The sequence below is a fragment of the Rubinisphaera margarita genome (assembly GCF_022267515.1).
Classification (GTDB): domain Bacteria; phylum Planctomycetota; class Planctomycetia; order Planctomycetales; family Planctomycetaceae; genus Rubinisphaera; species Rubinisphaera margarita.
Genome location: NZ_JAKFGB010000021.1, coordinates 322510 through 333234, shown reverse-complemented (window position 1 = coordinate 333234; position 10725 = coordinate 322510). Strand labels below are relative to the sequence as shown.

Genomic DNA, 10725 nt, shown 5'->3' with positions numbered 1-10725 from the left:
ACTGCTTTCCTCTCCGGAATGATCATCCGCCGAGAGGTCCAACAGATTCCAAGGTAAGCGATCACGTTTCCGCAGAAAAGCATCAGGCGGAGTTTATAGGTTCCAGGCGGCGATTATTCCCCGTCAATCAGAGAAATCAGTTCTTCAATGGACGCCTTGAGAGGCTCCAGACCGTTCTGCCGAACCATCTCCAGCAGTTCGCGGAACTGCTCTTCGTTGGGGCGAGCCGTTTTCAACGTCTCAAGCCCCATGCCGACGACAAACAGATGATTTTTGACTTCATGTCCGACCGCCCGCGCGCGGGAGAGTTTTTTCTGGTCGTCGTGCTCTTCCTGTGTCATTACGCTTCCTAAACCGCCGAGTCTCACTTGAACCTGTCGCCAATTCGTGCAAACAGATTGCGAAGCAGAGCAGGTTCGACCGGTTTCGTCAAATGTTCGTTGAACCCCGACTCTTCTGAGCGGCGGCGATCCGCATCCTGCCCCCATCCGGTGAGGGCGATGATGGTGATATCGCGGCCCCAGGGCTGCTCCCGCATCCTGCGGCAGGCGGCGTGGCCATCCATCCGCGGCATGCCGATGTCCATCAGCACGATCTGTGGCTCGAACTCAGCCGCGACTTCGAGCGCCTCGACTCCATCCTCGGCAGAGCGGACCTCGTGCCCCAGCATTTGAATCACGATCGTCAACATCATTGCAGCGGACTTGTTGTCGTCAACCACAAGCACTCGCAGTTTTACGGAGCAGTCAGACGGCTGTTCACCATGCGAAGGTACTTCTGTCTCCTCGCCCGAAGCGACTGGCAGGGAGACCCGGAACTCGGTTCCCCGATCTGCTCCAGCGCTGAACACCTCAATGAATCCGCCATGCATCTCCACCAGAGATTTGGCGAGCGTCAGGCCAATTCCCAATCCGGCGTGCAGCTCTTCCCGGGGCATCTCGTGAACCTGAGCGAACATCTCGAAGATGCGTTCCCGCATCTGCGGCTCGATGCCGATCCCGTCGTCTTTGACGGAAATCACGGCGTAGTCCTTGTCCCGGTGAGCGATCAGCGAGATGTGACCGCCGCGGGGGGTGTACTTGGCGGCATTGTTAAGGAGATTGGAAACCACCTGCGACAGGCGGTTCGCGTTGGCGTTCAGGTAAATCGAGTCTGGAGGATAGCTCAGCGTCAGTTCGTGATGCTCATCTTCAATACATGGCATTGAGGTCTCAACCGCGGCTTCCAGAATCTCATTCAGTCGAACCCGTTTTCGAGTCAGCTTCAGATTTCCCCGGGAGATACGGGACACATCGAGCAGGTCATCGACAATGGTGATTAACTGCTGGGTCTGCCGTTCCATCGTCAGTCGGGCACTCTCGACTTTGTCGGTATCGTTCCGGGCGATCTTCATGACTTCCAGACCGGTCCGGATTGGCGCCAGCGGGTTACGAAGCTCGTGCGCCAGCGTAGCCAGGAACTCGTCCTTACGCCGATTCGATTCCGCCAGGTCGGCGGCTGTTCTGCGCAGCTCTTCTTCCAGAAGTTTCTGCTCAGTTTGATCGCGCATGACTTTCATATAGCCGATCAGGCTTCCGTCGGGATCCCGCAGAGCAGTCGTCATTCCGTTGGCGTAAAACGGAGTTCCATCCTGTCGCCTCATCCAGCGATCGTTCAGTGCGCTGCCAGTCCGTCGGGCCTCTTCAAGCTCCGCTTCCGGGATGCCAAGGGCGAGATCCTCCGGCGTGAAGATTTGCTCCGTGACGTTGCACCCGATGAACTCCTTCTCCCGGAAGCCGAGCACACGTTCCACGCCGCCGTTCCAGGTTGTTCCGTTGCCTTCGGGATCCAACATAAAGATGGCATAGTCTTCCACCTGCTCGACGAGATCGCGGAAACGTTGTTCGTGTTTGCGGGCGTTTTCTTCCGCAATACGGCGGGCTGTGATATCCACGAAGTTGATGACGACCCCTTCGATGCGATCTTCTTCGCTGCGATAAGGAAGCACTCGCGTCAGATACCAGCCGCCGGCGTCGTCCTGCACTTCCCGTTCGATGGGAATCAGCTTGCTGAGGACCCGCTGCGCATCTTCCTGAAGTTCGTCGTAGCCGAGCCTGTGAGTAAAGTCGTGCAAGGCCCGACCGCGATCGGTCATCCGCACGTTGAACAACTCGGCGACCTGCGGAGTGAACCGCATGATGCGAAGTTCGCGGTCGAGGAACAGCGTCGCGATTTCCGTCGCTCCCAGCAGATTTTGCAGGTCGCTGGAGAGCTGCCCCAGTTCTTCGACTTTATGACGGTTCTCCTGATTCACCGTCTGCAGTTCCTCGTTCATGCTCTGGAGCTCTTCCTTGGAGGTCTCCAGTTCTTCGAGAGTGGACCGCAGCTCTTCATTGGCCGACTGCAGCTCTTCGTTGGAAGCGCGAAGTTCCTCCTGGCTGGTTTCGTAGTCTTCAATGATCGCCTGGAGCCGCTGTCGGGTCAGAGCCAGTTCTGATCGCAGTTCGTCGGCGAGCCGGGCGTCTTCGGCGCTCTCGACCGCTGGCGGCGGAGAAGTCGTCTCTTCGGCGGTCACTGTTTTCACGCAAAAAGAGGTATGCGTAAGCTGCCGCTCCTCGAAAATGATCAGTACGAAGCCTTCCTGCTGGGGCTCCAGGGCGGGCTGGACGTGCATCACCACGTTCACGATCTCATTGCCGATCCGCACCAGAATCGGCTTGCTGGACACGTGCAGATTCTTGTTACGAGCTTCCGGCACAGCGGCCCGCAGTTCGATTCGCAACTCTTCACGGGCCAGCTTGAAGATGCTCGATGTCAGTTCGCCCCCGGGATGGACCAGATAGCGACCTGCGTGATTCGAAAGATGAACAATCTTGTCATCGGGACTGACAAGCACACTCGGTGGCGCATAGCGTTCCACCATCCTCTGATGCAGCTTTCCGTAATGAATCGGTTCAACGGGCTCGGAGACGACTTCCTGTTCGCCGGTCGGCCGCGTTCGTGTTAGCGGGAACACAGGGAGCCGTGGCTCCGGGGCGGGAACGTTGCGCTTGCGATAGACGCAGCGATTCGAATCCTGAATCCGGAACAGATCTGAAGCATCGATCGTTTCCGACGTCCCCAGAACCAGAACACCATCGGGCTTCAGGGCGTAATGGAACAGCTCGATAACGTCCCGTTGAAGATCCCGTTCCAGATAGATAAAGACGTTCCGACAGGCAATCAGATCGAGCCGGGAAAACGGAGGATCGCCCAGCAGATTATGCGGAGCGAACACCACCAGTTCGCGAACTTCCTTGCGAATGCGGTATCCGCCATCCTCTTTCTGGAAGAACCGTCGGAGCCGTTCCTGACTGACATCGGTTTCGATATCGCCCGGATAGAAGCCTTCACGAGCCTTCTCCAGAGACCGCTCGTGCAAGTCCGATGCGAACACCTGGATTGGCAGCAGGCAGTCGTGGCGAGGGGCATGTTCCAGCAGCAGCATCGCCAGTGAGTAGGCTTCTTCACCGGTCGCACAGCCGACTGACCAGACCCGAATGGGATCGTTTGGTCCCTTGTTGGCGAACAACGCGGGAATGACATGCTCCTCCAGGGCTTTGAACACCTCGGGATCACGGAAGAAGTTGGACACCGTGATCAGCAGGTCGTCAGCCAGAACGCGCACTTCCTCGCCGTTCTTCCGCAACAGGTCGACATAGCCCGACAGCTCTTCGACACGATGAAACTGCATCCGACGGGCAATCCGCCGCAGCAGAGTCGACCGTTTGTAGTGCCGAAAATCACGACCGCTCCGGGCTCGGATCTGACTGAAAATGCTTTGCAGAAGTCGGCGTGTCTCCTCCTGAAGCTGCTCGCCATCTTCCGGCAGAAACACACGGGGGCGCACGCTGCAAAAGCTGACAATCGCATCCGGCATTTTTCGCAACGGGAGAACCAGATCGATCATCCCGGTGGCGATCGCGCTTTGCGGCATCCCATCGTACTCGGCTTCATTAGGGTCCTGCACGACCGTCAGGCCCCCCTGCATTTTGATCTCACGAAGCCCAAGCGTTCCGTCGGAGCCGGTGCCCGTGAGCACGACGCCCACGGAGTGGCCATCATGCGTACTGGCCAGCGTGCGGAAGAAGTGATCGATCGGTGCGCGTTCCTGCCGACGTTCTTCGAGATCGGTCAACCGCAGATGAGTATCGATTGCCGTGAGGTTGGCGTTCGGCGGGATGACATAGACATGATCCGGTTCCAGGGGCACCGTGCTGGTGACCTGCTGGACGGGAATCGGAACGTGAGGCTGCAACAGTTCCGCGAGATGACTCTTATGCTCGGGCGACAGATGCACGACGATGACGTAAGCCAGGCCGCTGCGCTCAGGGAGATGGGAGAAGAACTCCTTGATCGCAGCCAGTCCGCCCGCGGACGCTCCGATTCCAACGACAGACATCTCCGCTTCGCTGCTCGGCTGCGTCATCGCAGTGGTTGTCTGTTCGTTCTCTGCCCGTTCCTTGCCATTGCCATCGGCTCTTCCAACGATCTCCGTCCGGTTTTCTGCATCCGCGGATGATGTTTCTTCCGATGTCGATGAAGGCTCGGTCGTGGATTGCCCTTCGTCCCGAAGTGTGCCCCGCGCCTTCTTATTGGCCATTGTGCACCATTGTCATGAAGTCAACTGTAGTAATTCTCTCTGCGGAACGGACCTGACCGGTCGTCGCGGGCACAATTCCAACATGCTTTTTCCTCACGATGCTCAACGGGTCGGCCTGCTTGATAACCCGATCATACGTCCAACATCTTACTAAACAATAGGCAGCACGTCTCTCGTGGACACGACTGTTCATATTTCTGGCCGTCGTGGTTACTTCTGGTGAAACGGCGTGAACCTGAGCGGCTCGTTATCGTTATTCCCTTCGAATGGATGTCGAAAATCATCGGAACTCGGAATCGCATTCGAGATCACAAATGATTACAGTGCACACACCAGAGGAACATCAGGTACGGCATCAGGAGAAGACCTTTGAGTGAGCGGACAGGCCGAACATTGCAGCCGTCGGGCGATCGCTTCACGACCTGCGGATCTGCCTTGACGGTGGAAAGCGGAGCCGAATGGGTTGTCGATGCGACCGGCTGCTGCTCCGAGCGACTGGCGAGTCTCTCTGCGCTACGCACCGTCTGCGACCAGATCATTGCCGACCTCAAGCTGAAGGTCGTCGGTCAACCGCAGTGGCATCAGTTCCCCGAACCGGGCGGCGTGACCGGACTCTATCTGCTGACCGAATCGCATCTGGCCTGCCACACCTACCCCGAGTACGAACTGGCGACGCTGAATCTTTACTGTTGCCGCCCGCAGGTCCGCTGGCCCTGGCAGCAGGAACTGAAGCGGCACCTGGGAGCCACAGCAGTTCACATCCGCTGTCTGTCCCGGGGCGTCGATGCTTCCGGCCCTCATCACGATGAAGGAGGTCAGGCATGAAGGCAAAGATTGCGAGCTGTCCCTCCTGCGGCAGTCCCGTCGAGTTCCGCGTCAGTTCCTCCCTCGTGACAATCTGCGAGTTCTGCAATTGCGTCGTCGCCCGCACCGACAAAGCGATTGAAGATCACGGCAAGGTCGCCGATCTCGTGCAGACCAACTCGCCGCTGCAACTGGGCGTGACCGGAAAGTATCGCGGTCGTAAGTTCGAACTGATCGGCCGTGTGCAGTACAACCATCCTGCCGGTGGCGTCTGGGATGAATGGTATCTCGCCTTTTCGAGTGGGAAATGGGGCTGGCTGGCCGAGGCCCAGGGCAAGTTCTATCTCACATTCGAAAAGCGAATCTCGAAGTCGATCGAAATTCCTCCGCTCGACAGTCTCGTACCTGGCAAAGAAGTAAAGTTCGGCTCCAATGAACCGGCAACCGTCGCTGAAATCGGTGAAGCGACGACAGGGGCGGCAGCTGGCGAGATCCCCTGGGATTTCGAGCCCGGCATTCCGCATCGGTTCGCGGACCTGCACGGTCCGAAACAGACCTTCATCACACTCGATTACTCCGACAACGAACCGAAGTTCTTCCTCGGGAAGGAAGTCGAGCTCAAGGATCTTGAACTGGCCGAAGGCTGGGGGATGGACGTTTCAGGAACCGGACTCCCCTCCGGGCAGAAGATCAAAGCCTTGTCGCTGAACTGTCCTCAATGCGCTGGTCCACTGTCGTTGCATGCGCCCGATGAGACACAACGAGTCGCCTGTCCGAGCTGCAATTCGTTGCTCGACTGCAATCACGGCAAACTCCAGTATCTGCAGACACTGACCAAAGTCCGCCGAGTTCGACCGCTCATTCCACTCGGCACCGTCGGCAAACTCCACGACAAAGACTATACGGTGATCGGCTTCATGGAGCGTTTCGTCCGGTATCAGGGGCAGACCTATCCCTGGACCGAATATCTGCTCTATAACCCGGACGTCGGATTCCGCTGGCTGACTCACAACGATCGGCACTGGGCGTTCGTGGAACCGGTTTCGGTGGCGGAGGCGAAGAAGGAAGGCCAGTTCGTCACTTACAAAGACGAGACGTATCGGCTGTACGATAAAGCGACGGCCTTCGTTCGTTATGTGATCGGCGAGTTCTACTGGAAGGTGACGACCGGCGAGCAGGTCAACATGTCCGATTTCATCTGTCCGCCGCGGATGTTGTCGTTCGAGCGGACAGACGATGGAACCAACAAAGAAGTGAATGTCTCATTGAGCACCTACCTGACAACCGAAGAGGTTCAGGAGGCATTCAAGGTGGAGAACATCATGCGACCGTTCGGTGTCGGCATGATTCAACCTAAACCGCGACAGAAGGGTGTCTATCAACTGTGGGGACTGTTCCTGCTGGCAATGTTCCTGCTGTTTGCCATCGTTCCGGCGATCACGTCGAAATCGGTCGACGGCGGCTTCTTCGTTGTCATGCTGGTCGTGATGTCGGTGCTGCCAGTCGGGACGTTTTTCTATCAGCACAACTTCGAAGTGCAGCGATGGAGAAACAGCGACTACAGTCCGTACAGTTCTGAGTGAGCCGCGTTTTTCGGTTCCTGACAGATTTCCTTGATCAATTCGTTCGCAGTGACAGTCCAGTGAGGAGGGGGAGCGGGTGTTTCCTGATCTGACAACGTGGCTCGCCAAGTTTTACCTCGCCGTCGGCACCGGTATCTGCATCCTGTTTATCTTTGGCGCATCGTCCGGCTGGAAGCTGCCCGAATCGAGTGGTTCGAGCGCGGGTCGTTCCGGCGGGGGCTTCTGGGGAGTGGGCAAATGAGTGGTATGTGGTCTTTGATGTCTCATGGTCTCGTGCTGGCACAGGACGTCGCAGAGGTCGCCGAAGAGGGCGTGCTGTCGCACCTGCTGCGGCAGATGCTGGCCGTCTTCGTCTTCTCGGTGCTCGGCATCCTCGTGCTCTTCCTGGCCGTCTGGCTGATGGAAAAGCTGACACCGTTCTCGATGGTGAAGGAGATCGAAGAAGATCATAACACCGCCCTGGCGATTCTGGTCGGTGCCCTCGTGATCGGGATCTCGATCATCATTTCCGCCGCGATGGTCGGTTGAGAAAGTCCTGTCACGGAATATGAACCGAGCGCCTCTGTTTCTTCTCTACCTGAACGTCCTCGCGGTTGCCACGTGCGGTTTGATTTACGAGTTGCTGGCCGGAACCCTGGCCAGCTATCTGCTCGGCGATTCGGTCACGCAGTTCTCGCTGGTCATCGGCATTTATCTGTCGGCCCTCGGCGTCGGAGCCTGGCTGTCCAAATTCGTGGAAAGGAAACTGGCCCGCTGCTTCATTGAAGTGGAACTCGGCGTCGCGCTGCTGGGCGGTACCTCGGCTCCGTTTCTGTTCCTCGCGTTCGGGGCCATCGAATGGTTTCAGGTTCTGCTCTATGGCCTGGTCTTTCTGATCGGCACGCTCGTCGGCCTCGAACTGCCGCTACTGATGCGGATTCTCAAAGATCACGTCGACTTCAACGATCTGGTCTCGCGGGTCCTCACCTTCGATTACATCGGCGCCCTGCTTGCCTCGATCATGTTTCCGACGCTGCTCGTTCCTCAACTGGGGTTGCTTCGCACGTCGCTGATCTTTGGCATCCTCAATGCGCTGGTCGGGCTCTGGGGAACATTCCTGCTGCGTCCCTTGTTGACGGATCGCGAACTCGGCGGATTGCGCGGCCGGGCCGTTCTCGTCATCGGTCTGCTGGCAGCTGCCGTCATCAAAGCCGACGACCTGACCACCTATGCCGAAGAATCTCAGCTGAGCTCGGCAATCATCCATGCCGAGAGTTCACCCTATCAGCGGATCCTCATCACAAAGAACGAGACCGGTTTCCAGCTCTTTCTGAACGGCCACCTGCAGTTCAACTCGTTCGATGAATACCGCTACCACGAAGCACTCGTTCATCCGGCGATGTCCGCTCCCACGCCGCGACGGAACATTCTCGTGCTGGGCGGCGGGGATGGGCTGGCCGTCCGCGAGATCCTGCGCTATCCCGAGGTTGAACACATCACGCTGGTCGACCTCGATCCTCAGATGACATCGCTGGCGAAGCGTTTCCCCCCGCTGGCGGAGCTTTCCGAGCACTCCCTCGACGATCCCCGAGTTACCGTCATCAATCAGGATGCCTTCATCTGGATCGATCAGCAGAGCGACCAGTTCGACACCGTGATTGTCGACTTCCCCGATCCCGGGACGTTCTCCGTCGGTAAGCTATACAGCACGTTCTTTTACCGGAAACTCCAGCAGCGGCTGACGGACGATGCTCGAATTGCGATTCAATGCACCTCCCCGCTCGTTGCTCCGCAGTCGTACTGGTGCATTCTCCGGACACTCGAAGCCGCCGGCTTTCATGTGCAGCCGTATCAGGCCGCGGTTCCCACATTCGGCATCTGGGGATACGCCTTCGCCACCCGCGCTCCGGTCGATCCTCCAACTGAGATGGACGCGCAGATTGCGTCGCAGTGCCGGTTTTTGAACTCGCAGATCATGCAGGGACTCTTCGAATCCCCCGCCGATATCCAACCGGTCGAAGCGGAAGTCAATCAGCTCAACAATCAGATTCTCGTCCAGTACTACGAGCGGGAATGGAGTCGATGGGAATGAGCGATGGCTGGCCCGGCGACTGGCGAACGAACAGACGCGAGCTGCTCCACTCCGCTCTGCTGGCTGCAACGACTCCCTGGCTGTCCGGCTGTGGGGAATCGACTCCTCCGCTTGAAGGCGAGTTGCTCAGTCCATCGTTCGATCTGGGGCACCGCATCCGAGACGGTTTCCGTCCTCCTCCGCCGAATGGAGCCCCCGAAGAGGTCGAAGTGCTGATCGTCGGTGGCGGCATCGCCGGACTTTCCGCGGGCTGGCGACTCAAGCGAGCGGGCATCGAGAACTTCCGCATTCTGGAAATGGAACCGGTCCCCGGCGGCACGTCTCGATCCGGCAAGTCGCCGCTCACAGCCTATCCGTGGGGGGCCCATTACGTTCCCTTCCCGAACGAACAGAACCGGGCTCTGCTCCAGTTGCTGGAAGAAATGGGAGCGGTATCGAGACAGTCGGACGGAACCTGGCAACCGGCGGAATCGGTCGCATGCCGGACTCCACAGGAGCGCCTGTTTGCTGGCGGTCGCTGGGTCGAAGGTCTCTTCCCAGGTCAGCTCGCAACCGAAGAAGATGCCCGACAATGGGAACGGTTCGAAGCCGAGATCAATCATTGGATTGACTGGCGCGATGCCGAAGGACGCCCCGCTTTCACGATTCCGGTCGACCGCTGCTCGCCGGCTGAAGAAGTGGCTCAGCTCGATGCTCTCACGATGACCGACTGGCTGAACGGCATCGGCGTGACGTCGAATCTGATTCACTGGTACGTCGACTACTGCTGCCGCGATGACTACGGACTGAACGTCGACCAGACCAGTGCCTGGGCCGGGATCTTCTACTTCGCGTCGCGGAAAGCGAGCGCAGCCGAAGAGGAAGCCCCCCTGCTCACCTGGCCCGCCGGCAACGGAGCGATCGTCGACTTCCTGTCGAACCTCCTCGCTTCACAACTGCGAACCGGTCAGGCTGTGATCGGAATCCGGCCCGGAAACCAACGAACAAAGGTCTCGGCTTTCGATCTGCAGTCGGAAACGGTCAAAGAGTTTTCCGCCGAACGAGTCATCTTCGCCGCGCCGCAGTTCATGGCTCCCTACCTGATTCCCTCGCTGAACGAAGAACGCCGGTCTGCTATCCGCGAGTTCCAGTACGGCTCCTGGGTAGTGGCGAACCTGCATCTTTCCCAAAGGCCGTCTGAAGACAATTACCCACTTAGCTGGGACAACGTGTTATTCGAGAGTCTCTCGCTGGGTTATGTCGTGGCGACCCATCAACTCGGTTCCGACTTCGGTCCCACGGTCTGGACGTGGTATTATCCGCTCTGCGACGAAATCCCGGCTGAGGCTCGCAAGCGATTACTCAACTCAACCTGGGAGGAGTGGACGGCGATCGTGTTCAAGGATCTTGACGCCGCCCATCCGCAACTGACGAAGTATGTGACAAAGATCGACGTCATGCGATGGGGACATGCGATGGTCCAGCCTCGCCCGGGATTTCTCACCAGAGAGGCCCGAAAACAGGCCCGGCAACCACTCGGCCCCATTCACTTCGCCGGGACGGATTTGAGCGGACTGGCTCTCATGGAAGAGGCTTTCTATCACGGATTGCGAGCCGCCGAGGAAGTGCTGGCCGCTGCGAATGTGGAGTTCAACACGTACCTGTAA

8 protein-coding genes are annotated in these 10725 nt (G+C 58.3%); 6 read left to right on the top strand and 2 right to left on the bottom strand.

Annotation, left to right across the window (positions count from 1 at the left end; translation table 11 throughout):
- Positions 1-113: 113 nt before the first annotated feature.
- Positions 114-341 (bottom strand): hypothetical protein, encoded by a 228-nt coding sequence (locus tag L1A08_RS21040; protein WP_238758535.1) that lies wholly within the window; start codon positions 339-341, stop codon positions 114-116.
- Between the two features lie 23 nt (positions 342-364).
- Complete coding sequence (locus L1A08_RS21035) at positions 365-4621, bottom strand: chemotaxis protein CheB (protein WP_238758534.1); 4257 nt, start codon at positions 4619-4621, stop codon at positions 365-367.
- Between the two features lie 369 nt (positions 4622-4990).
- Here L1A08_RS21035 and speD point away from each other — a divergent pair, with 369 nt between their 5' ends.
- The 6 genes from speD (at position 4991) to L1A08_RS21005 (ending at position 10725) form a co-directional block, all read left to right on the top strand.
- Complete coding sequence (gene speD, locus L1A08_RS21030) at positions 4991-5446, top strand: S-adenosylmethionine decarboxylase (RefSeq protein WP_238758533.1); 456 nt, start codon at positions 4991-4993, stop codon at positions 5444-5446.
- Positions 5443-7008, top strand: a complete 1566-nt coding sequence (locus tag L1A08_RS21025; RefSeq protein WP_238758531.1) for a DUF4178 domain-containing protein — start codon at positions 5443-5445, stop codon at positions 7006-7008. Before speD ends, L1A08_RS21025 begins: the two co-directional genes overlap by 4 nt.
- A gap of 76 nt (positions 7009-7084) precedes the next feature.
- Positions 7085-7249 carry a hypothetical protein gene (locus L1A08_RS21020; protein WP_238758529.1) on the top strand — a complete coding sequence of 55 codons (165 nt, stop codon included), beginning with the start codon at positions 7085-7087 and terminating at the stop codon, positions 7247-7249.
- Positions 7246-7536, top strand: coding sequence for a DUF350 domain-containing protein (locus tag L1A08_RS21015; RefSeq protein ID WP_238758528.1), 291 nt, complete (start codon positions 7246-7248; stop codon positions 7534-7536). Before L1A08_RS21020 ends, L1A08_RS21015 begins: the two co-directional genes overlap by 4 nt.
- 19 nt (positions 7537-7555) lie before the next feature.
- Positions 7556-9079 carry a polyamine aminopropyltransferase gene (locus tag L1A08_RS21010; protein WP_238758526.1) on the top strand — a complete coding sequence of 508 codons (1524 nt, stop codon included), beginning with the start codon at positions 7556-7558 and terminating at the stop codon, positions 9077-9079.
- Complete coding sequence (locus tag L1A08_RS21005; RefSeq protein ID WP_238758524.1) at positions 9076-10725, top strand: flavin monoamine oxidase family protein; 1650 nt, start codon at positions 9076-9078, stop codon at positions 10723-10725. The genes L1A08_RS21010 and L1A08_RS21005 overlap by 4 nt, the downstream gene beginning before the upstream one ends.

Bases quoted from the DNA above. Each gene is read 5' to 3' on its own strand.
- L1A08_RS21005 (WP_238758524.1), top strand. From the start codon at position 9,076: ATGAGCGATGGCTGGCCCGGCGACTGGCGAACGAACAGACGCGAGCTG.
- L1A08_RS21035 (WP_238758534.1), bottom strand. From the start codon at position 4,621: ATGGCCAATAAGAAGGCGCGGGGCACACTTCGGGACGAAGGGCAATCC.
- L1A08_RS21025 (WP_238758531.1), top strand. From the start codon at position 5,443: ATGAAGGCAAAGATTGCGAGCTGTCCCTCCTGCGGCAGTCCCGTCGAG.
- L1A08_RS21010 (WP_238758526.1), top strand. From the start codon at position 7,556: ATGAACCGAGCGCCTCTGTTTCTTCTCTACCTGAACGTCCTCGCGGTT.
- L1A08_RS21015 (WP_238758528.1), top strand. From the start codon at position 7,246: ATGAGTGGTATGTGGTCTTTGATGTCTCATGGTCTCGTGCTGGCACAG.
- L1A08_RS21040 (WP_238758535.1), bottom strand. From the start codon at position 341: ATGACACAGGAAGAGCACGACGACCAGAAAAAACTCTCCCGCGCGCGG.